Raw genomic sequence first — 26,526 nt, 5'->3', positions numbered from 1 at the left:
TCATGTCGGGTGCGCGATGTGGACGCACAAGGCGTGGCCGGGGCGGTTCCTGCCGCAGTCGCTGCCGGCGAAGGAGCGCCTGCGCGCCTACTCCGGCTGGTGCAACGCGGTCGAGGGCAACACCACCTTCTACGCGACTCCCGCCCGCAGCACCGTCGAGACGTGGGCGCAGCAGACCGGCCCCGACTTCCGGTTCGTGGTCAAAGTGCCCAAGACCGTGACGCACGAGCGCCGGTTCGCCGGGGTCGAGACCGAGATGCGGGCCTTTCTGGACGCGATCGAACCCCTCGGCGAGCGGGCCGTGCTGTGGACCCAGATGCCCGCGTCATTCGGCCCTTCGGACGTCGACGTCCTCGGTCGCTTCCTGCGTCGCCTGCCCGCGAACCGCCAGCGCGCGGTGGAGGTGCGGCATCCCGAGTTCTTCACCGACTCCAGCGCGACGTCGCTGCTGGAGGGGACGCTCGCGACCGCGGAGGCCGAGTGGGTGCCGTTCGACACCACAGTCTTCTTCCAGCGCCCGCCGGCCAGCGAAGCCGAGCAGGACGCCTGGGCCAAGAAACCTCGGCTGCCGCGCCGGACGCGGGCGCTGACCGACCGGCCGGTCGTCCGCTACCTGGGCCGGGACTCGGCGGAGGAAACCGCCGCGGGCTGGCAGCCGTGGACCGAGGTGGTCGCGGGCTGGGTGCGGGAAGGCCGTACGCCGACGGTTTTCGTGCACACTCCCGACAACGACGAAGCACCCGCTCTCGCCCGCCGGTTCCACGAAGACGTGCGTGCGCTGGTGCCCGGCTTGGCCGCCTTGCCGGAGCCGGAGCCGGTCGAGCCCGCGACGCTGTTCTGAGGTTCTGCTCAAGCTGGCACGAACGTGATCAGCCTCTGATGGGGGTCGTCGACCACCTGCAGCACCACCTGGTCCCACGTTTCTTCGGCCCCGCCCGGCAGCCGGAGCCGCACCCGGAGCTGGGTGTGCGGCCGGACGACGTCGTTGCGTTCCCAGAGGGCGGTGAACTCGGCGTCCGTGCGGAGCAGTTCGCCGATCCAGTCCCCGGCAGGCGGGCCCGCGGGCGTGCTCGCGCGCACGATGCCGATCACGGTGCGCCGCATGGCTTCCAGGTCCGCGAACCGGCTCTGGAGCACGGGATCGGTGAAGAGCAGCTGCACATACCGGCGGCGCTCCGGCGGGACCGCGCCGAAATCGGTCAGCAGCCGTGCGGCGGCGGAGTTCCAGGCCAGGACCGAGGTCGCGGGTCCGACGAGGAGCGCGGGCACGTCGCCCATCCTCTCGACGAGGCGGCGCAGCGGATCGCCCGGCTCGGGATTTTGCGGCGGGGTGTCGGCGACGGCGACGAGATCCAGCGCGTACCGCGTCTGGTCGGCGTCGAGCCCGAGCGCGTCGGCGACGCGGCGGATCACGTCGGTGCTCGGCATGACCCGGCCCTGTTCGATCCTCGTGTAGTACTCGTCGCTGACGAAGGCCAGCGCCGCGACCTCGCCGCGCCGGAGGCCGGGCACCTGCCGCCGTCCTGGTCCGGCGGAGGCGGGCGGCGGGGCCTCGTCGCGCCGGGCGTGCAGGAACGCTCCGAGTTGCTTGAGCCGCGGGTCACGCGCCATCAGCGAGGGCTCCCGGGGAGGGGGATCGGATTCCTCCCCTCCCGCGCCCGGATCGGCTGAGCGACGGTGGAGGCATGACCGACCGCGAACGCATCGACGTCCACACCCACCTGGTCCCTCCGTTCTGGGGCGAGGCCCTGCCGCGGCACGGCGGCGACCCGTCGGGCTGGTCGCTGCCGCCGTGGACGCCGGACGGCCACCTGAAATTCATGGACGCCAACGGCATCGCCACGAGCGTACTGTCGCTCACCGCTCCGAGCGTGACGGGCTGGTCCGGCCCGGCGCGCCGCGAGATGGCCCGCCGCGTCAACGAGTACACCGCCGAGCTGGTGCGGGAACGCCCGGACCGGTTCGGCTTGTTCGCCACCGTCCCGTTGCCCGACGTCGACGGCGCGGTGGCGGAGGTCGACCACGCGTTCGGCGCGCTCCAGGCCGACGGCGTGGTCCTGCTCTCCAACTACGCCGGGGTCTACCTGGGCGACGACAGGTACGCGCCGCTGTGGGAAACGCTGGACCGGCATCGCGCGGTGGTTTTCCTCCACCCCGCGCATCCGCTCGTCCCGCTGCTTCCCGGAATTCCGGGTCCGCTGGTGGACTATCCGTTCGACACCACCCGCAACGCGGTGCACCTGGTGTTCCACGGCATCCCCGAGCGATACCCGAACGTCCGGGTCATCCTTTCGCACGCGGGCGGTTTCGTGCCCTTCGCGGCGTTGCGGTTCTGCCAGATCCAGGCCGCGCTGGAGCCCGCCGGACCCACCGCCGACGCCTTACTGGCGCGGTTCCGCGGCTTCTACTGGGACACGGCGTTGTCGTCGGGGGAGTACGCCTTCGGCGCGCTCGCCCGGTTCGCCGATCCCGCGCGGATCCTGTACGGCAGCGACTTCCCATACGCCCCACCGGAAGTGGGCACCCGGTTCACCGAGATCCTGGACACCGAAAGCGGGCTGACCGCCGGGCAGTCCCGCGCGATCGACTCCGGAAACGCCCGCGCGCTGTTCCCTCGATTGAGCTGAAACCGGGTAGCTCGCCTGTCTGCCTCGGCTCCGGTGCACGACCGGACCGGGGCGTTCAGCGGTTGGCGCCGAAAATTGTCGGACCCTCTCGCTACCGTTTCCGACATGACGCTTCTGGGGTTCTTCGAGGAAGACGAGTACCTGCCCGACTACGGCACCATTGTGCTCCGAGACGTATACCGCGACGGCAGTTTGCCCGCTCTGGACAACGAAATGCTCGCCGAGCTGGCGACGAACGCGTTGTCCGGCACGGTCGCGACGGCTGGCGACGGCTGGCTGCACGCCACGGCCAACGACCCCTGGCAGGCAGTGCGCTGCGAAGCACACGACGGACCGCCGGAACCGCGCCTTGAGGCATGGGAAGACGTTGTCGAGTCGCCTTTTCACAGCCGGTCCGGGGTCGTCAGCCTGGGTTTGCTGACCGGAGGCACTTACGACGAAGAGCTGAATCTGGGAGCACGAGGGCTTTTCCGCGTCCGGGTCAGCCGGAAGCCGGCGGAAGCCGGCGAGGAAGGCGACGTCTGGCTGATGCAGTTCTGGCCGTCGCCTGCCGGGCCGGAACCGCCGCGGTGGCTCAAACGCACGCGCGCCGCGGTGCACGGCGAGGACCCAGGGTGGCAGCAAGTGCTGGGTTTCCACCTCATCGAAGTGTCGTGGTACTTCACGCTCGTCGGCATGCCGCGGCCGGACGGCTGGCTCGACGAACCGTTGCCCGGCGAGCCGCCCTCGGACACGGTGTGCGCTCAGTTGGGCGTCGACCCGCCGCGCACCCGACGGGACGCAATTCCGTTGCTGGTAAAGGCAGGTCTGCTCGTGGAGGACGGGGCCGACGGATACTCGGCGGGAAGGCCGCGGCGTGCCACGGAAGTGCTCGACCTCCCGGCCGACTTCGCAGCACAGCTGGATGCCGCCGCGATCAGCGCCAGGTATGTCTGGCTCGCGGCCGACGTCGTCAGCGTCGCGGCCTGGTCGAATCCGGCGCACGTCAAGGATTTGGCTGCGTTGCTGGCTGTCCCGGAGGAAACAGTCGAACCCTTGCTCGCGTATGCGGTCAGGGACAGGCTGATCCGCCGGGAAAGCGACCTTGTCACTCCGCTGCCTCGCCCGCCCCTGCGGACCGAGGCGGTACCGCGCGTGGAGATCGTTCGCGGGGAGCAACCTCCGACCGTGCCCGGTGCTCCGCCGCGAGCCGGGTTCGTTTCCGGAGACGGCACTGTGGGCATATGGCGCGCAGGGGAATCAGTGGTCCTAGGCCGGGTCGACAGCGATTATCGCTATCGTGCGTTCGAGACCCTGGCCGGAATTTACGTCGCGGCCTCCGGCGGGCAAGGACAACTGATCGACTGGGCGGGCGATACCAGCCGATTGCCGGTGGATTTGGGTTTCCTGCCGGTCCGCAGCGCGGACGGACGCTACTTGGCAGGCGTGGAGATGCACGTCGGCCGGCGATCCTGGGACCGGGTGCACTTGTTCGACGTGACCACGAAAGAAGCCTGGAGCCTGCCGAAATCCCCTGAGCTGACCCAAAACGTCCTGGGCATCTACGACGGTGCGGTCTATTTCACCACCAGTTCGGGAGATCGGTCCTTCGGCACGTCCCGGTGGGCACTAGGCCAGGAACCGGTCGAGCTCGCCTCGCCGGTGCATCGGCTCGACCCGTTGTCCGGTGCGCAGCTGCGCGAAGAAGGCGCGGTCTTCACTGCGTCCGGCGAACGGCTGGTGATCCCGGAACCCCATCGCTGGCGTTTCGTACCGGGCGCCGCGCGGATGTATTCGTTCCAATACCAGCCGCCCGCCGTGGAGCTGCTCGACCTGGCCACCGGGGCAACCACCCGCCACCCGTTGCCCGAAGGCTGCGACACCGGCGAAACCATGCCGACCGCGCCGGTCTGGGAAACCCCCGACACTCTGGTCTTTTCCCAGCCACACCACGCCTCGACCCGCCGCGTCGTCCGGTGGCACTCGCTGCGCGACGAGTTCGAGCATTTCGATCTGCCCGAGCACGCAGGATACCGCCCGTTCCTGATCGAACCGATTCTCCGCGGAGAGTCCGATTCCGCGAACCAGGCCCGATCATGATCCGCTATTCAGTCAAAACACGACCCCGGGCAGACGGAAGCCCCATGCCGCCGCGATGGTCGCTGCGGCGGCATGGAGCGATTGCCCGGCTCTGGCGGTCAGGTTCAGCTATGCGCCGGCGCGGCGACGGCCAGCTTCCACACCGCGTAGCCGATCGCGTCGGAGTTCTTCTCCAGCGGCGTGTCCGGGATGTTCGACGTCGTGTCGCAGGAGCGGTGGTAGCAGTTGTCGAACGGCGCGCCCGCGGTGCCGCCCCACTTCTCCGCCTGGTCGTCGCTCTTGATGTCGCCGGCTCCGGTCGCGAGACCGCCGACCGGGATGCCCACGCGCTTGAACGACGCGTGGTCGGACCGGCCGTCGCCTTCGGTGTCCCCCTCGGTCTCGATGCCGATGGAGGCGAAGTACTCGTCGAACACGGCCTTGACCGAAGCGACGTCGTCGTAGACGAAGTAGCCCCAGTTCTTCGAACCGATCATGTCGAAGTTGAGGTAGGTCTTGATCTTCGCGCGCTCAGTGCTCGGCAGGGTGCTCACGTAGTACCGCGAGCCGACCATGCCGGACTCCTCGTCGGCCCACCACGCGAACCGGACGCGTTTGGCCATCGCCGGATTGGTGCGGGCCAGCGTCAGCGCGACCTCGAGGATCGACGCGCTGCCGGAACCGTTGTCGTTGATGCCGGGGCCGGCGCTCACCGAATCGAGGTGCGCGCCGAGCATCAGGACCTGGTTCGCGTCGCCCTTCGGCCATTCCGCGATCAGGTTCTGCGACTGGCCGGTGCAGCTCGTGCAGGTCTGCCGTTTCGTGGTGTAGCCCGCGTTCTTGAGCAGGTTTTCCACATAGGACACCGACGCCGCGTAACCGCCGCCGCGCGGCGAACGCGTGCCGCCGTTGGCGCGGGCGATGGACTGGAACTGATTCAGATGCGTCTTGATGTTGGCCAGCGAGATGTCCGGAGCGGCGAGCGCCGAGGCGGGCGCGGCGGTGGCCGCGGGCACGCTGACGACGCCCAGTACCGCCACCAGGGCGGTGACCCCGGCGCCGAGTCTTGTCTTCCACTTCATGGCGGTGCGTTCCTTAAGTCGGGGGAGGGGGTTTGCTGGGGGAGCGGGCCGGAAGCGCGGCCGGGTCCCGCGGGCCGGTGGCGGGCGGGACCCGGCCGCACCGGGTCAGCGCGTCGTGCAGGCGGGCTCGCCGGAGACGGCGGGCACGGAGACCGCGTTCCACGCGGCCTTGGTGGCGTTGAATTCGGTGCAGCTGCCCGGGTAGAGCGCGATCGCGGCCTCGAGCGTCGCCTTGCGGGCGGCGCGGTGGTTCCACGACGAGGTCTTCTTCAGCAGGCCGTTGTAGAAGATCTTGGCGGCCTTCTGGATGCCGATCCCGGTGACGCTGCTGTTGTTGCAGGTCGGGCTGGCCGGCTTGCCGCCGCCCGGGTTCGAGCCCTCGGCGAGCAGGTAGAACCAGTGGTTCTGCGGGCCGGCCGCCGCGTGCACCTCGGTGCTGGGGATCGACGACGAGTAGCAGTTCGGGTCGCCGACCTTCGAGGGGTCGTACATGTAGCGGATCGGGCCCTGGCCGACCAGGTTGACGCCCTCGCCGACCTCGTAGTCCGGCCGGTCCTTCGCGTTGTTGGCATACGCTTCGGTCATCGCGCCGAAGATGTCGCCGGTCGACTCGTTCAAGCCGCCGTTCTCGTTCCCGGAACCCGCGCCGCCCGGGGTGGTCTGGAAGATGCCGTGCCCGAATTCGTGGCCGACGACGTCCATCGAGGTGGCCTGGCGGCGGTTGTCCTGCGAGTGCCCGAAGTGCGTCGAAGAGCCGTCCCAGTAGGCGTTGACGTCGTTCAGGCCGACCGACGCCGGGTAGCCCCGGCCGCTGCCGTTGATGCCGTTGCGGCCCAGCCAGTCTTTCAGCATCTTCCACTCGGTCTGGACGCTGAAAAGGGTGTCGACGCAGCCGGTTTCGAGGTTCGTGCCCGAGCCGTTGCCCCAGCTGTTGTCCGGTCCGCTGTAGACCGATCCGCCCTCGCGGCCGCAGCTGATGCCCGGGCGGCCGGGGTCGCGCATCGAGTACGAACTGCCGGAGCCGGTGGTGTCGATGGAAACGGTGCCGACGTAGTAGCTGTTGCCGGTGCCCGCGGCGTTGACCGCGTTCGGCTGGCTCTGGGATTTGGCTCCCGAGCTGAAAGTCTTGATGTCGTCCCGCTTGTCGAGCACCGCGCCGGTGGCGGCGTCGACGAACACGTGCAGCCTGCTCGGCGCCGTGGCGGTGCGCCCGGCGACGACCACCTCATACGCCAGCTTCGGAGAGGTTCCGGCCAGCACCACCTTCTCCGGAGCGCTCACACTGTCCACAGTGGGCAGTTGGGCGCGCGCAGTCGAAGCGGCTTTCGCTGCGTCGAGGACGGCCTGCGTCCCGACGGTGATGGGCGCGGTTTCCGCGGCGCTGGTGCCGCGCACGTTCCCGGCCCCGTCCGCGACGACGACCGCGTCCCCGCCCACGACCCGCAGGCCCTGGTAGGTGCGTTCGTAGGCGCTGTAGAAGAGTCCGGCGTCGCCCGCGGTCTGGCCGACGCGCCGGAACGCCTCGGCGGGACCGCGGCTGAGCGCGGCGAGCCCGGAGGCGACCGCTTGGTCGGCCGCGCGAGCGGCGGCCACGTCCGGGGACGCGGGCTGGGCTTCGGAGGCCGCGCCCGCCGGAACGGCCGGCAGCGCGAGTGTCATGGCAAGACCGGCGGCAGCCGCCAAGCCCGTGGTGAATCCGCGATGGGGCATCGAGATCTTCCTTCCAGGAAGGCAGGACGATGGGTGCGGGGAGAGGAACCGTGCCCGGCCGCTTACGGTGGGTATGCGGCCGAGCACAGTCGAGTAAAGGATCAGCGCACCAGAGCGTCAATGCTCCAAACAGACCAATGGAATGTTCCGGATTCGGCGGTCAATTGGGATAAGCCTTGCCAGTGCTGGGATTTTCGGCGTTTTCGGCGCCTGGCCGACTTTCGTAGGGAATGTCCCGGGGGCCGTACGAATGTCGGAAGAGTCCGGGCCTCCGGAGCCGCCGGGGAGAGCTGTTCCTCGTCAGGCGCGCCTCGCGGCCGGGACCCGCCCGGTCATGGCCGCGCACACCTCCGCGGCTGCCGTCCACAGTCCTGCATGGCTGGTCGCGATCGTCTGGCACGCCATTCCCCGCCCCCGGGCGCGGAGGGACATGGAGGCGAAGGCGGAGTGCTCGCCGAAAAGAACGTAGCGGCCCGGCGGTCGCTGGCCCGTGGCAGGCGGCAAAGGTTCTTCGTGAGTGGCGAGGGCGATCGGCCGCAGCCGGGAGACCACGTCGGGGTCGGTGAATCCGAGTGCGTCGAGCCCGAACGGCGGCACGGTCTTGCCCGACGGATCATGGGACCTCGCCGCTTCGGTGAACAGCGGACGCAGTCTCGGCATCAGATCGAACGCGGATTCGCCAGGTGAGGGAAGGAAAGCATCGAGATAGATCGTTTCGCGCACCGCTTCCGGATGGGCGTCCGCGACACCGGCGACGACCATCCCTCCGTAACTGTGGCCGACGAGGACCACCTCGTCGTCGAGCAATCGTCCGACCTCGTCGAGGTGCTGCGGCAACCCGGGACCGGTGAGGGTGGGCGCGACGACGGTGTGCCCTTGCCCGGACAGCCGCGCCGCGATCCGGTCCCACACCCAGCCGCCGCACCACGAGCCGTGCACCAGGACGTAGCGGCTCACGGCGCGGGCACCTTCGCGACGACGTCGACCTCGACCAGCACGCCGGGGGCGAACAACGCCGCGACGCCGACCAGGGTGCTCGCCGGAGCCGCGGGCACCCCTTCGCGCAAGGGGCCGAAGAGCCCGGGGAGCAGTTCGGGCCGGTGGTCTACCACGTAGACGGTTTCCTTGACGATGTCCCGGCGTGCGCAGCCGACGGCGGCGAGCGCGGTGTCGAGGTTCTGCGCGATCCGCCGCATCTGGGTCACGTGGTCCTCGCCGCACAGGTTCCCGTGTTCGTCCCACGCGACTTGCCCGGAAAGGAAAACGAGGTTCGCGACGCGCACGACAGGGGTGAAGGCTCCGGGGATGTGGTGGAGCCCGGCGGGGGCCAGGTACTCGGTCATCGCCGCACCGCCGCTCGCTCCGGGGCTCCGGCCCAGGCCGTGATCGCGGCTTCTCGGAGTGCGGCGTCCGGCGGGTCGTTTTCGCGGCGCACCCACGCGATGTGCCCGTCCGGCCGGACGAGGGCTTCGCTGATGTTCTCGAGCTTCGCGTCGGCCGCGGTGATCCGGTGCTTCCAGTCCTCGGCGACCTGCGCGGCGGCGTCCCCGACGTATCCGAAGGTGCCGCTGTGCAAGAGATCCGAGACTCTCGCGCCGTCCGGGCCGAGCGGCGGGTCGGGCATGCGGGCGCCGACGAGCGGATCGCCGTCCGGGGCTGGATAAGACGTCGCCAGCGCGGACACCAGACCGGCCAGCCGGGCGTTGACGTCGGGGATTTCCAGCAGCGAGTCCAGCAGCCCGCGCAGCGCGGCCACCGGGCGCTGGTAGTCGGGGACCAGGGTGAGTTCCAGCAGCAGAGTCTGGGCCTGGGTGTTGTCGGTGACCTGCTGGCCCACCGGGAAACGCTCCGCGTGGTAGGTGTCGAGCAGGCCCGGCGGTGCCCAGCCGTTGATCTCGGCGGCGAGTTTCCAGCCGAGGTTCATCGCGTCCTGCAGGCCGGTGTTGAGGCCCTGGCCCGCCGCCGGGAAATGGATGTGCGCCGCGTCGCCCGCGACGAAAACGCGCCCCGCGCGGTAGTTTTCGGCCAGCCGGGTGGCGTTGCCGAACCGCGACAGCCAGCGCGGCTCCGCGATCCCGAACGACGTGCCCGTCAATTCCACCAGTGCGGTGCGGAATTCTTCGAATGTCACCGGCTCCGTTGCCGGGACGCGCATGCGCTCCGGACTCGTGACCACAAAGCGGGTCAGCCCTCCGGAAAGCGGGACGATCAGCACGGGACCTCGCCCAGCCGTGGCGATCTCCTCCTGGTCGGCCACGGCGAAGTCGCCGAGCATCGAGCTCATCGTGCCGTCCGAGCCCGGAAAGCCGATGCCCGCGGACTCCCGCACCTTGCTCCGGCCGCCGTCACAGCCGACGAGATACGCCGCGCGAAGGCGAAAGTCCCCGTCCGGCCCGGTCCCCGCGACCTCGACCCCGTCGTCGTCCTGCGTCAGCGACAGGACTTCGTGCCCGTAAGAGATTTCGACACCGAGTTCCCGCGCTCGTTCCTCCAGCACCTGTTCGGTCCGCGCCTGTTCCAGGAACAGGGTGTAGCCGTGCCGGGTGTCCAGCGCGGAGAAGTCGAGTTCCCGGGACAGCCCGGCGAAATGCCAGCTCGGGACGGTGCGGCCCAGCGAGAGAAACCGGTCGGCCAGGCCGCGCAGTTCGAGGATTTCGATGCTGCGGGGATGCAGCGTGAGCGCGCGGGACTGCTCGTGCCGCGCTTTCTGCCGTTCGAGGATCCGGACCCGCACTCCGGCCAATGCGAGTTCCGCGCCGAGCAGCAGCCCCGTCGGGCCCGCTCCGCTGATCACGACCTCGGTGTCCACAACCGCCTCCACGATTTTCCGAACAACGTTCATTTAGGCCTGACGCCAGTGTCCTGAGGAAGCGCGAAGCTGTCAAACACGCTGCTAGGCTCACCTCGCCATGACCACCCGCCAGCCCCGCACCCGAGGCCGCCCGCCCGCCGCCGACCGGGCCCACGTCACCGCCGCCGCGCTCCGGCTGCTCGGCGAAGAGGGCCTCGACGCGCTCACCATGCGAAAACTGGCCGCCGCGGTCGGCGTCCAGGTCGGGACGCTCTACGGCTACTTCCCGACCAAAACGGCCCTGCTGACCGCCATGGCCGAGGCGATGCTGGACGGCTGCCGCGGCGCGGCCGACGGAATCTCCGATCCGCGGGAACGGGTAATGGCCCTGGCGAGAAGCCTGCGCACGGCCCTTCTGTCCTATCGCGACGGTGCCAGGGTCTACGCGGGCACGCACGCCACCGGACCGAACACCCTAGGCTTCGCCGAAGCCCTCAACAGCGCTTTGCGGGACACCGGACTCGACGCCGCAGCGGCGATGAAAACGGCGCTCCTGGTCCTGCACTTCGCGACCGGCCACGTCCTCGAGGAACAAGCAACGCTCCAGTCCGGTCCCGACCTGCCTGCCGACATCAGCTCCCTGCACCAGGCGATCCAGGATGGCGACTATCCGCGTCTCGCCGAGGCTCAGGACTACCTGACCGGGACTGACCTGACCGAACTCTTCGAACAGGGCCTGCGCCTGCTCACCGCGGAGCTGCCCTGACGGATTTCACCGCGCTGGCAACGGATCCGGCGCGTGGTGCGCCCGGCGGCGGACCGGTGACGGAGAACCAGCGCGCACCGCATTGCCGAACGAAGACTCCATCAAGGGGTGCCGCTGCGAGCGCGTTGGCCATTCCGCGGTTTCTTTCTCCGGGCGGAAGCGAGCGGTTTCCGGGTAACCGGCGGCATACGCGTCCGGGTTGTTGAGCTGAGGCAAACAGCCTCGACCTGTCCCACGACCCGGTGAACGAGGCTGGCGTGCCCGGGTTTTCCGGCGAATAGTTCATCAGCGGCAAGGAACGCGCCGCTCCGGGCAGCGAAGGCCTTGGAGCTCAGCGGGAAGCGATCTCCGGCGGTGGGCGTTCTTGCGCTCCGCGGGGTGGAATCGGGATCCTGGTCTCACCAAGGCGCAGGGGAGGAGCTGGGCGATGGACGACGTGGAGCTGACGCATCGCGAATGCGTCCGGCTGCTTCGCTCACCCGAACGGGGCCGTCGCGGGATTGTCGCGATCGACGGGCTCAAGCCGGTTCCGCGGGTCTGCCTTCTTCTCGACGCGGGCGACGTGCTGATCCCGACCGGGCCGGACAGCGGGCTGGTGCGCGTGGCCGCGTTGCGTCCGGTTTCGCTGGAGTTCACCGATCTGGACAAGGACGGACGGCTGCGGTGGACAGTCCGCGGGATCGGCCTGGCCCGGCCGATGACCGGGCTCGACGTTCCGCGTCCGGTGCCGCGCAGCACCGTGCTCGCGGCGATGCCGGACGCGTTCCGCAACGGAGTCCGGGTCGTGGTGGCCCGCTATCGCGGCAATCGGTTCGCGGACGAGTTCGTGATCCCCGCGCCGCGCGACGGTGCCGGGCCGCCCGGCGACGACTGAAACACATCGCTCCGCAGGACGAACTTCGGCCCCCGTTCGGGTACCGAACGGGGGCCGTGGCGACACCCCGTGGTGCCTGCGTCCGGAAATGCGGACGTAGGCACCACGGGGGTGTTCTCTTCGAGAACGAACGAAACGGTTCGCCTAATGCCAGGGAATCGCTTCCGCTGACGCACTGAACCTGTTACGCCGCGCTCTGCTTAGCGCGCCCGGGGCGGGTCAGCCAGCGAGACGGCAGGAGTCAGGCGCCGCGGACATGCCGGGGAGCGTGTACCAGCCGGTGCCGATGACCTTGCCGTTAGCGCGCCCGGTGTCGGCCCAGGTGTTGCTGGCGGGCAGGTACCGGTACCAGAGCAGGGCTCCGTTGTCGGCACCGTAGGAACTGTAGAGGACGTCGCCTCCGGGCGAGGTGATGGTCTTGAACCCGGTCCAGCCGGTGCCGGACGGCTTGGCCCACTGGGTCCACTCGCCGGTCGCGGCGTTGAAGACGAAGCGGAACAGGTCGCCGTTGGCGTTGCGGGCGTAGAGGACCCCGTCGCCCGCGGCCGCGATCAGGTTGTACTGGCCCCAGCCGTCCTTGAGGACGCGGTGGTCCCACTTCTTGGTCGCGGGGTCGTAGTTGCGCCAGTGCAGCTTGCCGTCCGGTTCGACGGTGTAGATGTGCCCGAGCGAGTCGACAGTGATGCGGTTGCGGTACTCGGCGGTGGTGTAGCGCTCCCAGCCGTGGTCGATGTCCTCATACCACGGGGTGGGGCCGGAATTGAGGTCCCAGTCGGAGCCGTTCCAGCGGAACTTGCGCAGCTGGCCGTTGCTGTTGGGCTGGTAGACGATGCCGTTGGGGCCGGCGAGGACGCGCCCGTTCTCCCAGCCGCTTCCGACCTGCCGGCCGTTGCCGTTGACCCAGGAGAAGGCGCCGTTGCGCGGGTCGGTGTGCTGGAACAGCCACAAGGTTCCGTCGGCGCGGGTGTTGAAGATCGGCGCGGAGGGCTTGCAGACGATGGCGAGGTCGGGCACGTTCTGCCGGATCCAGCCGCCGAGGTTGTCGATGCGCGCCAGCGTGGCGCCCGGTGTCGCCTGCGCCGCGCTCAGGCAGCCGCTCTGGGTGGAGGTGCTGGTGAGCGCGACGAGTTCGGCCTGTCCGTTGTTTTCGCGGACGACCGGGCCGCCGGCGTCTCCCTTGCACGGGCCGATCGGGCCGGTGGCGTTCACCGAGGTGTCGGTCGTCTCGCCCGCAGTGAAGGACGTGGTGTGCGCTTTGGTGGGCACCCAGGTGTCGGCGGTGCGGCCGTAACCGGTGACCTTCAGCGTTTCGCCGGAGACCGGGGCAGTGGAGCTCAGTGCGACCGGGGCGACGCCGTTGACCGGAGCGGAAAGCTTGGCCAGCACCACATCGCGGTCGGGGCTCGGAACCAGGGCGGCGACGTCCACGACGGCGCCGCGGTCGGTCTGGCCCAGATCGGGCCGGCCGACGACGGCAGTGGTCTTCTGCTTGGGCGCGCCGGCGGGGACGGTGCTCGGGTCATCGGCGAAGCATCGGGCGGCGGTTGCCACCCACTGGGACGCGATGAGCACGCCGCTGCAGGAGCGCCCGTCGATGCCGGGCTGCCCGACGGTGATCTTGGCCGTGTACGGCGCGGCGTCGACCGGCCCGGTGGCGGCGGGTGCCGCGCCGGAGGTCTTGATTTCCACCAGGGTGGCCGGGCCGTTGTCGGGATCGGCGGACTCGCCGAGCTTCGTCCAGGTGTCCTTGCCAACCGGCACGGTTTGCGACTTGCCCTTGTTGGTCAGGGTCATTTCGACGGTGCTGCCGTCGCCCTTGGCCAGGAAGGTGGCCGGGATCTCCAGCGAGAGATAGCCCTTCGGCCCGGCGGTCTCGAAGCAGAACGTTTCCCGGACGCTGTCGCGGTTCGACACGATCCTGATCACATCGGTCCGGTCGCCGCATGCGACCAGGCGGATGTTCCCGTCACCGGTTTTGAGCACGATCCCTTGTTCGGCAAGGATCTTGTCGGCTCCGGGGTAGGCGTAGTCCTCCACCGCGGGGCTTTGGCCGGTGGTGGTCGCCGCCGCCGCGAGACCGGGACCGGCGGACAGGGCCATGCCTGCTGCCGCGCCCAGGGCCGACAGCTGATAACGCTTGCGCAACGGCCACTTCCTCTCTAGTCGTACTTCTTCGGTTCGTCGTTCCGCCGACCGCGCAAGGGAAACAGGGCGTATTCCGCCCTCCGATACACGCGCAACGTCGCCTGCCGCGAACTCGCGCGGACGAGAGGTCATGCGATCCAGCACCGCGTCAGTGTCGAGCGGCGCGCCCCCAGAACAGTCGGCTTCACGGCATAAATCGCCCAGACCCGCCGAGTGTTACAGATTGCTCCAAAGGGGCGGATGGGTCACATTTTTGATGGTGGTTCAGACCATCTGCGGTAGTTTCATCCGAAATCCGGAATCTGTGCGTTTTGTTCGCCGCGGGGTGCGTGCACGACGCGAGTGTCGCGTGTGGACAGAGGGGGAAAATGGTGAAGCTGGCGCGTGGTAGAGCGAGAACGCGTCTCGGTCTGGCGATGGCGACAGCGGTCATGCTGGCGGCGGGGTTGTGCAGCGCGCCGTCAGCGGCCGCCGCGGCTGCCGCGGCCGATGCGCCGCCGACCGGCATGCCCGCGGGGTACGAGTCGCCGCTTCCGGCGACCGACCGGGCGGGCGTGGTGCGGTTGATGACCGAGGGCGGTCCGGCGACCCGGCGGGCGGCGGAGGCCGCGCTGACTGGTACGGACCAGGACCTGCAAGCGTTCCTGAACGGCGGGCAGGGCCCGGCGCTGGACGTGGACGTGACGTTCAACGTCGCGCGGATGATCGGTCTCGGCGGACGCAAGCTGGGCGAGGCCGTGCAGAAGGCTCTCGACAGCTCGGTCGCGGACCAGCGGCAATTCCTCAAGACCGGCTGGCAGGAGCCGTACACGGCCGATCAGCAGCTGAAGATCGGCACCATGCTGGGCGGTGACGGCCGCAATCTCGAGGCCGCGGCGCAGAAAGCGCTGAACGCCAACACCGCGGCCGCGTTCCGGGACTTCCTCGCCAACGGGCAGTTGACGGCGCAGGAGGCCGACGACTGGATGCGGGTCTCCCGGATGCTCGGCAGCGGGGGCGCGAACCTGGAACGGGCCGCGCAGGACGCTCTCGACGACGGGACCTGGCCGGTCATCCAAGACTTTCTCGTCACGGGCCAGCGGGTGGCCCGCGCCCGGGACAAGGAAGCCGCTGACATCGCCGAGCTGACCGGGCAGGCGCAGGCGGCCGGGAAGTGGGCGCAGGCCGAGACCAAGGCGGCCAACGAGGCCGCCGATTGGGCCGTCGCCGCTTCGCAGCGCGCGAGGCAGGCCGCGGAGAAGGCCGCGCAGGAAACCGAAGCCGCGCACGGCAATGCGGTGCAGGCCGGTCTAGCGGCCGGGCGGGCCGCCGACGCCGCAAACGGAGCGGCCGCTGCCGCGCAGGCCGCGACCACCGCGGCGAACGATGCTCACCAAGCCTCCCGCGTCGCGGCGTTGGCCGCTGCGCGGGCCGCGTCGGCGTCTGCCGCTGCGGGCACGGCCGCGTCTCGGGCGCACACTGCCGCCGCTGCGGCGGCGCGCAACGGCGGCGACGCCGCTGCGGCCCGCAAGGCTGCCGAGACCGCGCGAGACGCGTCTCAGCGCGCTCAGTGGGCGGGTGAAGCCGCCGGTCACGCCGCGGAGGCGTCCGGTCAGGCCAAGTCCGCTGCCCAGTCGGCGAAGTCCGCTGGCGCCAACGCGTCCGCTGCCGCTGGTGCGGCTGAGCAGGCCGGTCGGAGTGCCGCTGCCGCTGGCGCGGACGCGGGTGTAGCCAACCGAGCCGCGGGGCAGGCGCGCAACGCCGCCGCCACCGCTTCCCGCGCCGCGGACAGCGCCGAGAACCTCGCTGGCCAGGCCGCGATTGCCGCCGGTGAGGCGAGACAGGCCGCCAACGCGGCGAAGGCCAACGCCGACGCTGCGGCCCTCGCGGCCGACGAAGCCGCTGCGAGCGCCGGCCAGTCCCACGAGGCGGCGCGGTTGGCCCGGGCGCACGCGGACAACGCGATCAAGGCCGCTGAAGCGTCCACTGCCGCGGCCGAGCAGGCCAGCCGGGTGGAGGAGACCGCTCGCAAGGCCGAAGCGGACGAGTTGACGGCCCGCACCCAGCGGGAGCGGGAAGCGGCCAAGGCGATGGCGGCGAAGGAAAAGGAGCAGCAGAACCAGGCGGTTTGGAACGCGGCCGAGCAGGACCGGCTCGACGCCGCCACCCGGAAGCTGCTGGACGAGGCCGGTGCACCCGGCACGCCTCGGGCCGAAGCAGTAGCGAAGGCTCGCAAGGCAATGGTCCGGCTGATCAACACCGGCGGCCCGTGGACCCGCGACGCCGCCACGGCCGCGCTCGCCGGTGGTGAAGAGGACGTCGTCGAGTACATCCGCGCCGGCCGGGCCACTGCCGCCGAGGCCGACGACCGCGCCCGCGCCGCCCACCTCTCCGCGACTGCCGCCAAACCCGCCATGAAGCAGGCTGCCGACACCGCGCTGGCCGGCGACTGGGAAGCGGTGAAGAAGTTCCTGCGCGAGCAGGACTACTCCAGCCGCGACGCCGACAACAGCATGCGCATCGCTCAGATGCTGGACAAGAACCGGCCTGCGTCCTACCGCGCCGCCCAGGCGGCTCTCGACGGCACTCCCGCCGACCGGCAGGCGTTCCTCGAAACCGGCCAGTACCAGGCCGCGGTTTCCGACGACGTTTTCCAGACCAGCCAGAAGCTCGGCTCGGGCGGGGCGGAACTGGAGGCCGCCGCCCAGACCGCGCTGGAGGGGCCGACGTGGCTCGCCCGCTCGTTCCTGGAAGTCGGCCAGTATCAAGCGCTTCAGCGAGACCAGTACACCGAAGCGCACGTCAAGGCCATGCACGCCATGCTTGAACAGGCTCACCAGGCGGCCGCTCAGGCGCGTGCCGACGCCGCCAAGGCCGGAGAGTCCGCAGCCCGTGCCCTGGGCGCGGCCCAGGACGCCGACGTCTATGCCGCGTGGGCCGGGCAGTCCGCGGCCAAGGCCCGGGACTGGGCGAATCAGGCCGAGGGGTCCGCGAACGCGGCCCAGCAGTCGTGCAATCAGGCGGCGCAGTCGGCGAAAACCGCCCGCGCCGCGTCCGTGTCCGCTAACAAGGACGCGAGCAAAGCCGCTGGGTCCGCACGGCAGGCCAACGCTTCCGCCGCGCGCGCTTCCGCGTCGGCCAGCAGTGCCAGTGCGGCCGCGGCCCAGGCTCGCAACAGTGCGCTGGCTGCCGGGAAGGACGCCGCTCAGGCCGCGCAGGCCGCAACCGACGCCTACCGGGCCGCGGCGAGCAAACCTCAGCAGCCCGCACCTGGGACCGCGCAGGACAACACTGGCTGGCGCGGCCACGACCCGCAAACGTTGGGCGGCGGCGCCACCAACGACGCCCTCAACAAAAGCGGAAGATTCGGCAACCGCGGCGGAGGCGGTGCCGGTGGAGCAGCCGACGACGATCCGCCGGACGGCTGCACGTTATCGCCTGACCGGTACCCCACCGTGCTCGGCAACGGTGCGGACTTCAAGCCGGCGTGCGACGCCCACGACATGTGCTACAGCAAGGGCAGCACCACCGACCGGAAAGTCTGCGACGAAGCCCTGCTGTCGGACCTCCAATCTTCTTGCAAGAACACCTACTCATGGTGGGATGGGGACCGCTACCTCTGCAGTTATGTTGTAGCCCCCACCTACTATGGATTCGTCCGTGCGATCGGGGGCGGCGGTCTGTTCTGGGATCCTTTGTACAAGGGAAGCGGGAACCCTGAATAGCCCAGCCGTATCATTGCGCGCCGACGTCAGCCAGCGGAAGGAACCATGAGACCCCCTGCAAAGCGCTTGCGCGCCATCGCGATCCGGCTGATCGTCGCCGGGGACGTGCTACTGGGCGCGGGAGCCCTCATGGCGATCGCTAAGCCATCCGGACCCGGCGTCAATTTCGGTGCGGGCGGTTCTTTTCTCCTCGGTCTGTATGTGGCAGGGGCGGGCCTGCTGCTCGGCATCGCGGCGGCAGCGGCCTGGCTGTGGGGAAGGAAAGGCGACCGGCAGCCACCTGCCCAGCTCCTGCCTCGGGAAAAGCTGCTCAGGCGCTTGAACACAGCCGCGGTCGGCCTGATCACCGTCGGGGCTGTCGTGCTGGGTGCGGGCCCCCTCTTCTTCCGCGGGGCTCCGGGCACCGGCTTCGAACGCGACATTCCGATCTTCCTGGTCGGCCTCGGCATTTCCGGTGCCGGCTTGCTGGCCGGAATTCCGCGCGCGGTGCAGTGGTGGTCGGAACGGAAGAGCGAAGTCGAACGCTGACCTCTTCCGCATGATCCTGGCGCGACTTTCCAGCAGCGCCAGAGAGTACGAAGGAACACGGTCCGGTGGGCGGGATCGGCGCTGGAGATCGCGCCGGTCCCGCCCACTGCGTTTCCGGACCGGATACCGGAAACGAGCCACTGCCGGGTCAAGCAGGCCGCATCGTCCGCATAGTGCGTTCCAGTTCCCAAAAGGCGCGCACCGCAACGACCTTCCCCGCCTCGTCGACCCGGTAGACAAATACTCCCTCGGCCTCGAGCACCTGCCCGTCGTGCTGGCTGCGGACGTGGCCGGTGTACGCGACCTCGTCCCCGCAGGCGAACGAGTCGCCGAAGACGAAATCGATCGACTCGTTGGGTGCGATGGCCTGGTCCCAGAACGCCGAAATGGCGTCCCGGCCTCGATGCCCGTTGCCGTCGGGGTCGAAATGCGAGGGGCCGACCGGATCCTCCACAAGCGCGTCCGCGGCGAACAGGTCCAGCCAAGCTTCCTTGTCCTTCCTCCGGACGGCGTCGTGCAGGGCCTGGCTGGCGGTGCGCGCGGGATGGGGTGCGGCGGTCATCGAGCCTCCTGGTGCCGATCGTCGCTAGCCTGTGAATCATGGTGTTCGACTCCACGCGGCTGGACCTCCAGCCGTATGCCGGGTTCGAAATGGAGCACTACGTCCGGCGCACGTATTGCAGCTGGGAGGACGCGGGCTGGGAGTCCCTGCTCGTGCAGCGGTTCGACCACGTCCCCGTCGCCGAGGAGGTGCCGCTGCCGGCCGCGGCGGATTTGCATCTGGTGTTGCCGGTGGGGAGAAGCGCGGTGATGGAGACGTGCCGGGGCGGCCGGTGGGAGCGCACTCCGTGGACGCCGGGACGCGTCGAGTTGATGCTTCCGGATCAGCCTGCCCTGCGGCGTTACCGCGCGGACGGGGTGCTGAACAGCGTGCAGGTCCATATTCCGCGGGCTACCGTCGACGCGACGGCGGCGCAGCTTGGCGGTGCCGCGGTGGACTTCGCCGCGGTGGCGGCTTCTCTGGCGGCTGGGGATCCGCTGGTCGAGGAGATCATCCGGGCGGTCGGCGGCGCGGGCGCGGCTGGCGATCTGTACGCCGAGTCCGCGGCCGCGTTCCTGACGATGCAGGTGCTCACCCGACACACCCGGCGGTCCGCCGAGGCGAGCCCGGCGAGAGAGAATCCGAGGGTCCGGGCGGTCGTCGCGGCGATGCGGGAACGGCTCGCCGAACCGCTCACCCTGGCCGATCTCGCTGGTGAGGTGCACTTGAGCGTCTACCACCTGCTCCGGGTCTTCAAGGAGGCGACCGGGGTGACGCCGTACCGGTATCTGACCGGGTTGCGGATCGACGAGGCGAAACGGCTGCTGCGCGACACTGATCTGACGATTTCCCAGATCGCGGGGCGCTGCGGGTTTTCCGGCCCGGCAGCGTTGTCCACGGCCTTTCTGCGGCACACCGGAGCGCGGCCCTCGGCGTACCGCGATTCCTGACCGATGCCGCATCAGGGCTTTCGCGTGTGCCGGAACGCGTCCCGGATCTCCGACACCAGCAGGTCCGGCTGCTCCAGCCCGGGGAAGTGGCCGCCGCGGTCCAGTTCGTGCCAGGAGCGCAGGTCGAGGTAGCGGCGTTCGGCCCAATGGCGGACGGTCGGCCAGGGATCGGCCGGGAAGATCGAGCAGGCGGTCGGCACGGTCACCGGTCGCGCGTTCTCCTCTTCCGCGCCGCGGGGCACCCAGCGCATCGCCTCCCAGTACCAGCGCGAAGAGGACGCGCCGGTGCCGGTCAGCCAATACAGCGCGATGTTGTCGACCTGCTGCGCAATGCTGACGCCGCCGCCGAATTCGGGCCGGGTGTCGGAGTAGGCGGCGAACTTCTCGCCGAGCCACGCGGCGAGGCCGGCGGGGGAGTCGAGCAGTGAATAGCCCAGGGTTTGCGGGCGCGTGCTCATTTGCACCCCGAAGCCGTAGCCGTCGGTCAAGTGCCGGTTTCGCCGGTCTAGGACGCGTTGTTCGGCGGGTCCGGGGGCGAGCAGGTCGTCGGGCGTCGGCGAGGCGATCGGCATCGTCAGGTGCAGGCCCGCGACGCGTTCGGGAACGAGCCGCGCGAGTTCGGTGCTCACGAACGCGCCCCAGTCTCCGCCGTGCGCGCCGAAACGCGGATAGCCGAGCACGGTCATCAGCTGTGCCCACGCCTCTGCGGTGCGCGCGGGATTCCAGCCCTGCTCCCGGGGCCGGTCGCTGAACCCGAACCCCGGCAGCGCCGGGATCACCAGGTGGAAGGCGTCGCGTGCGGAACCGCCGTGCGCGACCGGATCGCTCAGCGGCCCGATGACGTTCTCGAATTCGAGGATCGAACCAGGCCAGCCGTGCGTCAGGACCAGCGGAAGCGCGTCCGGTTCGGGCGAACGCACGTGCCAGAACGCGATCCCGAGGCCATCGACGACCGCGCGGTAGTGGGGAATGGCGTTCCACTGTTCTTGCCGCGCGTGCCAGTCGTGCTCTCGCCACGCGGTCAGCAGCGCCGACAATTGCGCCAGCTGGAGTCCTTGGGCGGTGTCCGGCACGGTTTCGTGTTCGGGAAGCCGGACCCGGTCCAGTCTGGTCCGGAGGTCGGCGAGTTCCGCGTCGTCGACGCGAATGGCGAAACGCTCGGGGGAGGGTGTTTGGTCCGCGGGAATATCAGCCACGAAACGACCGTAGGGGCGGGGAGGGGCGCTGCTCCATGTTTGAAATTGCGGCGTGCGAGTTGGTGATTGCGGTACTTCGCACGCTGCTCTCGGCGGTACAGGATCACTGCGGGGAACGGCGTGCGCCATAGTCTTCGGCGCTGGCCAGCGCGTCGAGAATGCGTTGCTGCTCACCGCTGCCGGTGGTCGGCAGGCGCAGCAGCGGCAAGCCGTGCACTCGCAGGATTTCGTTCTTGAGCGCGTCGCGGGCCAGCTGGACCGGCTTGTTCTCGTGGAAGGCGAAGCCGTCGACCTCGATGGCCAGCAGCGGTTGGTTGGTCACCCGGTTGTAGACCACGAAGTCGAGCGAAGCCCGCCGTCTCACGTACGCGGCTTGTTCCGGCGTGAGCCGGTCGAAATCGGGCAGCAGATTCTTCAAGAGGACTTGGGGCACTGCGGTCAGGTGCGCGTAGCGCTGCTGCGCGAAAATGTCGTGCAGCACGGTCCAGATGATGTCTTCCGACGCGTACTTGAGTTCGTTCCTGCGTCGTGCGGCCAGCGGACGCAGCTTCTCCGAGTAGGCCGCGTAGAGGAGGTCGAACACGGAGACCACTGTGCTGTCGACGACCTCGTCGCCGGGATTGTGGTAGCGGATGTAGCCGACCAGGTCTTGGATGTGGCGGCTGGTGGGCATCAGGTCGTGGTTGGTCACGAGGATGAACCGCCGGACCGCGCGCGACACCGCCACGTTGATCAGGTGCGGATCGTCGACGAACGGCAGTCCGGTGCGGCCGCGCCACGTCTCGTCCAGGACAGTGGTGAGGATGACCACCTGTTTCTGCCTGCCCTGAAACCGGTGCACCGTGTCGGACTGGATCTGGTCGAGGACGTCGCGGGTCTTGTCGGCCTGCAGCCGGTACGGAGTGGTGACCCCGATGTCCGAGTCCGCGAAGCCCTGGCAGTGGTCCCGGATCACCTCCTGGCTGATGACGTCCACCTCGCGCTGGTTCGAGCGGCCTCCCGTGAGATGGCGGCGCATGTGGTTGCCCTCGACGGTGCGCACCACGATCATCGGCTGCTCGGCGCCGCCGGTGGTGTACGGAATGAGTTCCCCGTCGTAGAACTTCTTGTTGCAGAATCCGATGATGGCCGGGTCGCACCGATAGTGCTCCCGCAACAGGGCGCTGGGCAGGTCCGCGCCGTACAGCTCCGACAACGAGGACAGGAGATTGTGCTGCCGGCAGTCGTAGGCCGGCCTCGGCGGCGTGAGATCGGCGGCTTCTTCGACCGGGATGGGCGGGAGCTGCTTGCGGTCGCCGACCATGACGACGTTGCGGGCGCAGGACATCGCCAGGCCGGCCAGCAGCAGGTTGACCTGGGACGCCTCGTCGACGATGAGGTAGTCGAGCAGGTACCCGTCGGCGATGCTGGCCCGCAGCGAATGACAGGTGCTGAGCAGCGCCGGGTAGTCCTCCATGAAGGTCGCGAACGTGTGGCCGTCGCGATACGACTTCGCGTCGTAGGCGGTGCGCGCCAGCTTGCGGTACCGGTCGGCGAGCTCGGCGTGGAGCAGCTGGACCGACAGTTTCCGGTGGTCCTCGGCGATCTGCTCGAATTCGGCTCGCCGCAGCCGGTTGCCGAGAAGTTCGACCTCCTGCTCGAGTTCGGCGATCCGTTTGGTGTAGTACGCCAGTTGCAGGCGGAGCACGACTTCGGTGTCCGCCGGGTCGAGCGTCCGCAGCGACCCGTACTTGAAGTAGTTGCCGATCCGCCGCAGCAGCCGCGGGCGCGAGCCCTCCTGTTCGAGCTGGCTCTCGGCCAGATAGCCGATGACCCGGTCGGCCGACTTCTTCAGCAGGGGAAGCTTTTCCAGATCCGGAAGCCGCACCTGCTCGAGATGGCGTTCGAAGTGCCGCAGCTCGAGCCGGTGGGCGTCGAGCGACTGCCGCCGGTCCGCGCAGAGGCGCTCGTGTTTCTGCAGCTCGCGCAGGCGCTGGTCCAAATCTGCCAGCTGTTTCGGATCAGGGGGCGGCGGAGCGGCGGACACGAACCGCGCGACCGCCGCGTTGCGGTCCTGTTGCCGCGCGAAGAACTCGTCTCGCTTCTGTTTGCGGCCGAGATTGCCGAGAAGGTGGCCGAAGCCGAGCTCATCGAGTTTTTCGCGGACGTTGTCGACGGCCGCGTTGCCGAAGGACACGATGCCGACGGTTTTGTGTTGCACGGCGGTGATGGTCGCGATGAGGTTGAGGATCGTCTCGGTTTTCCCGGTTCCCGGGGGTCCCTCGATGACCGAGATCGAGCGGCTCAAGGCGTTTTCGACGGCCGTGCGCTGGCTGAGATTGCAGCGGAACGGGAAAATCGGAACGACGTCCAACGGCCGGGACGCGATGGGCGCACCCGCCAGGTACGCTCCGAGCACGCTTTCCGGGTGAACGAAGGAAAGCCGCTCGTACGCGGTGCGCAGCGGATCGTCGGAGTCGAGGCGGGACACGATCGAGCGCCAGTAGCGCACGACGTCTTTGGCGAGCGGGACGGCGGTCCCGGAAGTGACCACTCGGACCTGGTCGGCGGGGTAGGTGCGGTACCTCTCCCCGGCCCGGGTCTGGTAGAAGACCCGGCACCACGCGCCTTCGGGTCCGGAGAAGGCGACTGTTTCGGTCGCGCTTTCCCACAGGCTTCCGTCGACTTCGACCCGGTCGTCGCCGGTGACGACGTGTCGCGCCGTGCGGCGCAGGATCCGCACGCGATCCGGCCCGTACGGGAAAACCTTGCCCGGGCCGGTGAAGGCGATGCGAATGCGCTGGCTGGCGGAGTCGAACTCGTAGCGCGCTACTCGCTGGGTTTCGTCTTTGAAGACGTTGGTCCGGCGATCGAGGATGAACACCGCTTCGCTGCGTGGATCGATCACATTTCCCCCATAGCCCGTTTCTCCCGCGGTGCGAAAAGGACACTCCGGCGGACATTACCCGGGCTTGCCGGTCAGGAGAATGCTGACCCCTGAACGGCCGAGTATCGATGCTTCGGGATTACGATAAACGTCACTTCGCTTGAATGGTAATAAAGATTAATGAATAAACACAGTCGTCTCTGACGTTTTCCGTTAAGCGGGGTGGCAGCTGAGGCGCCACGGCTGGCAAGCCGGTCGAGCTCACGAGTCCCTGACACTTCTTCGGCACCCTGTCCGCCATGACTTTCCTTCGTGCAGCCGTCGCCGCGCTGGCGGTGGCCTTGGTGACTCTCCTTGCGCCGCAAGCGGAAGCCGGGCAGAGGGTCGGCGTCGTCGAGTACGACCTCGGCGATCAAGCCTTCCACGATCCGACCGTGTCCGTGCCGATGGAGCTGGCCGCGGTCGTGCATTACCCGCGCGATCTCGGCGGTCGCCGGCATCCGTTGATCGTGCAGGAACACGGCAGCTGGTGGAGCTGCGTGGACCCGGTCGCGAAGACCCCGGGCGGGGATTGGCCGTGTCCGCCGGGGCAGCGGTCGCTGCCGAGTTACCGCGGCTATGACTATCTCGGCGAGAAGCTGGCCGAGCGCGGGTTCATCGTGGTGTCGATCAGCGCCAACGCCATCAACGCGCATTTGCTCGGCGACGAGGGCTACTACTCCCGCGCTCATCTGGTCAACAAGCATCTGGAGCTGTGGCGCGACCTCGCACGCGGCGAGGGTCCGCTGGCGGCCGCGCTCGGGCGGTTCCGCGGGCACGTCGACCTCGGCCGGGTCGGGACGATGGGGCATTCCCGCGGCGGCAAGGGCGTGATGTGGCAGGCTTCCGACAAGCACACGCCCGAATGGCCCGCCGGGGTTCGGATCCGTGCGGTCGTCCCGCTCGCGCCGGTCTATTTCAACTCGACCGAGGACGACAACAGCGACGTGCTGGTCACCCGGATTCCGTTCAAGGTGATTGTCAGCAGCTGCGACGGTGCGGTGGGAACCGTGGGACTGCAATACGTCAAGGACGTGGCCGGGAAGAACCGCGATGCCAGTGCGGTGACGTTGGCAGGGGCGAACCACAACTTCTTCAACACGGAATGGTCGCCCGGCAAGATCGGCGGGGAGGACGACACGACCGCGGGCTGCGTCGGCAAGCTGACGCCGGGGCGGCAGCGAGGGGCGGCGGTCCGCGAGATCGTGTCGTTCTTCGCCGACCGGCTGCGGTGAGGTCCGAAGTGGACAGTCGGTCAACGCGAACAGCCTGATTCGGCGAGTTGTGGTGGCCGAGCGGTGGTGAGCCGGACGAAGCCGGGCCGCGCGGCCACGAGGCCGCACGCGAGTTCGGGCACCAGCAACAGAATCAGCAGCCAGATCGGGGCTTTCCAGCCGCCGGTGAGGGTGTGCAGCACTCCGAAGGCGAGCGGGCCGCACGCGGCGAGGAGGTATCCGCCGCACTGGGCCATGCCCGACAGCCGCGCCGTGACGGTGTGTGTGGCTGAGCGCAGGTTGAGCAGGGTCAGCGCGATCGGGAAGGCGGAGCCGGTGGCGACTCCGAAAACCGCGATCCAGATCCATCCGGCTCGCGGGGCCAGCAGCAGGCCGACGAGGCCGATCGCCATCAGGGCGACGACCGCGAGGACAAGCGGCCGCTGGTCGCGCAGCCGGGCGGCGAGCACCGGGACGACGAAGCCGAGCGGGATGCCGATGACGATGACGACCGAATTCATCGTTCCGGCGGCGGCGGGGGAGAATCCTTGGCCTTGCATGATTTCGGGGAGCCACGACGTCAGCGTGTAGAACATCAGCGACGCCATGCCCATGAAGATCAGCACGCACCACGCCAGCGGCGAGCGCAGCAGGGACCCCGTTGCGTCCGGGGTCTCCGCGGGCGGCCGGGTGCGGAGGCCGAGCGGAACCCACGCCAGGGCGGCGATCGCGGCCGGGATCGCCCAAGCGGCCAGCGTCAGTTGCCAGCCGCCCAGTTGTTCCAGCGGCACGGCCAGACCCGCCCCGGCCGCGCCGCCGACGGACAGCAGCATCATCGAAAGGCCAGTGAGCGGTCCCACGCGATGGGGGAAGAAGCGTTTGATGACGGCCGGGAGCAGGACGTTGCCGACCGCGATCCCGGCTCCGGCGAGCACGGTGCCCGAGAACAGTGCCGCCTGCGCGGAAACCGCGCGCAGCAGCAGGCCGAGGGTGATCGCCAGAAGAGCCGCGGCGATCGCGGCTTCGGTGCCGATCCGCCGCGCGAGCACGGGGGCGAACGCGGAGAAGACGCCCACGCACAGTTCCGGCAAAGCCGTGAGGACGCTGACTCCGAGCCCGGTCAGCCCGGACGCGTCCTGAAGTTCGCCCAGGACCGGGGGAACGCCGGTGATGGCCGCGCGCAGGTTGAGCGCCAGCAGCACCAGGCCGAGCAGCGTCCAGGCGGAAGCGGTCCGGCGTGCCTTCCCGGCAGGGCCCGGCCAGCGGGAGGACCAGCGAACCAGTCCGGCCGCAATCGCCGTCGCTGCAACGGCTTCGGCGAACAACGACAGCCACACCGTGCCCATCAGGACTCCCTTCGCAGTCGGTCTCCCTTCCAGCGTCGTGGCCTGGACTCGGCAGGTCCAGGTTGCCTTTCCGTAGTGAACTGTGAAGA

20 protein-coding genes are annotated in these 26,526 nt (G+C 69.3%); 9 read left to right on the top strand and 11 right to left on the bottom strand.

What is annotated here, in order from left to right; all coding sequences use genetic code 11:
• The first annotated feature begins 16 nt into the window (after positions 1-16).
• Positions 17-841, top strand: a complete 825-nt coding sequence (locus ACZ63D_RS00620) for a DUF72 domain-containing protein (protein WP_465353669.1) — start codon at positions 17-19, stop codon at positions 839-841.
• An 8-nt stretch (positions 842-849) separates the two neighbouring features.
• Here the strand turns inward: ACZ63D_RS00620 and ACZ63D_RS00615 are convergent, their stop codons facing one another.
• On the bottom strand, positions 850-1,611 hold the full coding sequence (locus ACZ63D_RS00615) for a helix-turn-helix domain-containing protein (RefSeq protein ID WP_465352158.1): 762 nt from the start codon (positions 1,609-1,611) through the stop codon (positions 850-852).
• Between the two features lie 74 nt (positions 1,612-1,685).
• Here ACZ63D_RS00615 and ACZ63D_RS00610 point away from each other — a divergent pair, with 74 nt between their 5' ends.
• Both ACZ63D_RS00610 and ACZ63D_RS00605 read left to right on the top strand, forming a co-directional pair.
• Entirely contained in the window at positions 1,686-2,627 is a 942-nt protein-coding gene (locus tag ACZ63D_RS00610) for an amidohydrolase family protein (protein ID WP_465352157.1), read from the top strand.
• 105 nt (positions 2,628-2,732) lie between these two features.
• Positions 2,733-4,706: a hypothetical protein gene (locus ACZ63D_RS00605; protein ID WP_465352156.1), complete on the top strand. Its 1,974-nt coding sequence runs from the start codon at positions 2,733-2,735 to the stop codon at positions 4,704-4,706.
• Positions 4,707-4,810: 104 nt separating this feature from the next.
• Here the strand turns inward: ACZ63D_RS00605 and ACZ63D_RS00600 are convergent, their stop codons facing one another.
• The 5 genes from ACZ63D_RS00600 to ACZ63D_RS00580 form a co-directional block, all read right to left on the bottom strand.
• On the bottom strand, positions 4,811-5,767 hold the full coding sequence (locus ACZ63D_RS00600) for a M28 family metallopeptidase (protein ID WP_465352155.1): 957 nt from the start codon (positions 5,765-5,767) through the stop codon (positions 4,811-4,813).
• A gap of 105 nt (positions 5,768-5,872) precedes the next feature.
• Positions 5,873-7,477, bottom strand: coding sequence for a M4 family metallopeptidase (locus tag ACZ63D_RS00595; protein ID WP_465352154.1), 1,605 nt, complete (start codon positions 7,475-7,477; stop codon positions 5,873-5,875).
• 300 nt (positions 7,478-7,777) lie between these two features.
• On the bottom strand, positions 7,778-8,434 hold the full coding sequence (locus ACZ63D_RS00590) for an alpha/beta hydrolase (RefSeq protein WP_465352153.1): 657 nt from the start codon (positions 8,432-8,434) through the stop codon (positions 7,778-7,780).
• Positions 8,431-8,820, bottom strand: a complete 390-nt coding sequence (locus ACZ63D_RS00585; protein WP_465352152.1) for a RidA family protein — start codon at positions 8,818-8,820, stop codon at positions 8,431-8,433. The genes ACZ63D_RS00590 and ACZ63D_RS00585 overlap by 4 nt, the downstream gene beginning before the upstream one ends.
• Positions 8,817-10,319, bottom strand: coding sequence for an FAD-dependent monooxygenase (locus ACZ63D_RS00580; RefSeq protein WP_465352151.1), 1,503 nt, complete (start codon positions 10,317-10,319; stop codon positions 8,817-8,819). Before ACZ63D_RS00580 ends, ACZ63D_RS00585 begins: the two co-directional genes overlap by 4 nt.
• A 67-nt stretch (positions 10,320-10,386) precedes the next feature.
• Between ACZ63D_RS00580 and ACZ63D_RS00575 the strand changes: the two genes are divergently transcribed.
• Positions 10,387-11,034 carry a TetR/AcrR family transcriptional regulator gene (locus ACZ63D_RS00575; RefSeq protein ID WP_465352150.1) on the top strand — a complete coding sequence of 216 codons (648 nt, stop codon included), beginning with the start codon at positions 10,387-10,389 and terminating at the stop codon, positions 11,032-11,034.
• 427 nt (positions 11,035-11,461) lie between these two features.
• Complete coding sequence (locus ACZ63D_RS00570; RefSeq protein WP_465352149.1) at positions 11,462-11,908, top strand: hypothetical protein; 447 nt, start codon at positions 11,462-11,464, stop codon at positions 11,906-11,908.
• 219 nt (positions 11,909-12,127) lie between these two features.
• Here the strand turns inward: ACZ63D_RS00570 and ACZ63D_RS00565 are convergent, their stop codons facing one another.
• Positions 12,128-14,053: a tachylectin-related carbohydrate-binding protein gene (locus tag ACZ63D_RS00565; protein ID WP_465352148.1), complete on the bottom strand. Its 1,926-nt coding sequence runs from the start codon at positions 14,051-14,053 to the stop codon at positions 12,128-12,130.
• A gap of 416 nt (positions 14,054-14,469) precedes the next feature.
• On the opposite strand from ACZ63D_RS00565, the gene ACZ63D_RS00560 reads away from it, so the two are divergent.
• Positions 14,470-17,757 carry a chemotaxis protein gene (locus ACZ63D_RS00560; protein ID WP_465352147.1) on the top strand — a complete coding sequence of 1,096 codons (3,288 nt, stop codon included), beginning with the start codon at positions 14,470-14,472 and terminating at the stop codon, positions 17,755-17,757.
• A 66-nt stretch (positions 17,758-17,823) separates the two neighbouring features.
• Positions 17,824-18,285: a hypothetical protein gene (locus ACZ63D_RS00555; RefSeq protein ID WP_465352146.1), complete on the top strand. Its 462-nt coding sequence runs from the start codon at positions 17,824-17,826 to the stop codon at positions 18,283-18,285.
• Positions 18,286-18,433: 148 nt separating this feature from the next.
• Here the strand turns inward: ACZ63D_RS00555 and ACZ63D_RS00550 are convergent, their stop codons facing one another.
• Positions 18,434-18,847 (bottom strand): nuclear transport factor 2 family protein, encoded by a 414-nt coding sequence (locus ACZ63D_RS00550; RefSeq protein WP_465352145.1) that lies wholly within the window; start codon positions 18,845-18,847, stop codon positions 18,434-18,436.
• A 38-nt stretch (positions 18,848-18,885) separates the two neighbouring features.
• Here ACZ63D_RS00550 and ACZ63D_RS00545 point away from each other — a divergent pair, with 38 nt between their 5' ends.
• The gene (locus ACZ63D_RS00545; RefSeq protein WP_465352144.1) at positions 18,886-19,776 is read left to right on the top strand and encodes a helix-turn-helix domain-containing protein; all 891 of its coding nucleotides are present in this window, start codon (positions 18,886-18,888) and stop codon (positions 19,774-19,776) included.
• Between the two features lie 11 nt (positions 19,777-19,787).
• Here the strand turns inward: ACZ63D_RS00545 and ACZ63D_RS00540 are convergent, their stop codons facing one another.
• Positions 19,788-20,972 carry an epoxide hydrolase family protein gene (locus ACZ63D_RS00540; RefSeq protein WP_465352143.1) on the bottom strand — a complete coding sequence of 395 codons (1,185 nt, stop codon included), beginning with the start codon at positions 20,970-20,972 and terminating at the stop codon, positions 19,788-19,790.
• 103 nt (positions 20,973-21,075) lie between these two features.
• Complete coding sequence (locus ACZ63D_RS00535; RefSeq protein ID WP_465352142.1) at positions 21,076-23,859, bottom strand: AAA domain-containing protein; 2,784 nt, start codon at positions 23,857-23,859, stop codon at positions 21,076-21,078.
• 278 nt (positions 23,860-24,137) lie between these two features.
• On the opposite strand from ACZ63D_RS00535, the gene ACZ63D_RS00530 reads away from it, so the two are divergent.
• Entirely contained in the window at positions 24,138-25,112 is a 975-nt protein-coding gene (locus tag ACZ63D_RS00530; protein ID WP_465352141.1) for an alpha/beta hydrolase family protein, read from the top strand.
• A 20-nt stretch (positions 25,113-25,132) separates the two neighbouring features.
• On the opposite strand, the gene ACZ63D_RS00525 is transcribed toward ACZ63D_RS00530, so the two are convergent.
• Positions 25,133-26,437 carry an MFS transporter gene (locus ACZ63D_RS00525; protein WP_465352140.1) on the bottom strand — a complete coding sequence of 435 codons (1,305 nt, stop codon included), beginning with the start codon at positions 26,435-26,437 and terminating at the stop codon, positions 25,133-25,135.
• Positions 26,438-26,526 lie beyond the last annotated feature (89 nt).

Source organism: Amycolatopsis sp. NPDC104775 (assembly GCF_055583325.1).
The sequence above is the reverse complement of the archived record's forward strand: the minus strand, read 5'-3'. Positions and strand labels throughout refer to the sequence as shown.

Coding starts and splice junctions, on each gene's coding strand:
- ACZ63D_RS00620 (WP_465353669.1), top strand. CDS start 17: ATGTGGACGCACAAGGCGTGGCCGGGGCGGTTCCTGCCGCAGTCGCTG.
- ACZ63D_RS00615 (WP_465352158.1), bottom strand. CDS start 1,611: ATGGCGCGTGACCCGCGGCTCAAGCAACTCGGAGCGTTCCTGCACGCC.
- ACZ63D_RS00610 (WP_465352157.1), top strand. CDS start 1,686: ATGACCGACCGCGAACGCATCGACGTCCACACCCACCTGGTCCCTCCG.
- ACZ63D_RS00605 (WP_465352156.1), top strand. CDS start 2,733: ATGACGCTTCTGGGGTTCTTCGAGGAAGACGAGTACCTGCCCGACTAC.
- ACZ63D_RS00600 (WP_465352155.1), bottom strand. CDS start 5,767: ATGAAGTGGAAGACAAGACTCGGCGCCGGGGTCACCGCCCTGGTGGCG.
- ACZ63D_RS00595 (WP_465352154.1), bottom strand. CDS start 7,477: ATGCCCCATCGCGGATTCACCACGGGCTTGGCGGCTGCCGCCGGTCTT.
- ACZ63D_RS00585 (WP_465352152.1), bottom strand. CDS start 8,820: ATGACCGAGTACCTGGCCCCCGCCGGGCTCCACCACATCCCCGGAGCC.
- ACZ63D_RS00580 (WP_465352151.1), bottom strand. CDS start 10,319: ATGAACGTTGTTCGGAAAATCGTGGAGGCGGTTGTGGACACCGAGGTC.
- ACZ63D_RS00575 (WP_465352150.1), top strand. CDS start 10,387: ATGACCACCCGCCAGCCCCGCACCCGAGGCCGCCCGCCCGCCGCCGAC.
- ACZ63D_RS00570 (WP_465352149.1), top strand. CDS start 11,462: ATGGACGACGTGGAGCTGACGCATCGCGAATGCGTCCGGCTGCTTCGC.
- ACZ63D_RS00560 (WP_465352147.1), top strand. CDS start 14,470: ATGGCGACAGCGGTCATGCTGGCGGCGGGGTTGTGCAGCGCGCCGTCA.
- ACZ63D_RS00550 (WP_465352145.1), bottom strand. CDS start 18,847: ATGACCGCCGCACCCCATCCCGCGCGCACCGCCAGCCAGGCCCTGCAC.
- ACZ63D_RS00545 (WP_465352144.1), top strand. CDS start 18,886: ATGGTGTTCGACTCCACGCGGCTGGACCTCCAGCCGTATGCCGGGTTC.
- ACZ63D_RS00530 (WP_465352141.1), top strand. CDS start 24,138: ATGACTTTCCTTCGTGCAGCCGTCGCCGCGCTGGCGGTGGCCTTGGTG.
- ACZ63D_RS00525 (WP_465352140.1), bottom strand. CDS start 26,437: ATGGGCACGGTGTGGCTGTCGTTGTTCGCCGAAGCCGTTGCAGCGACG.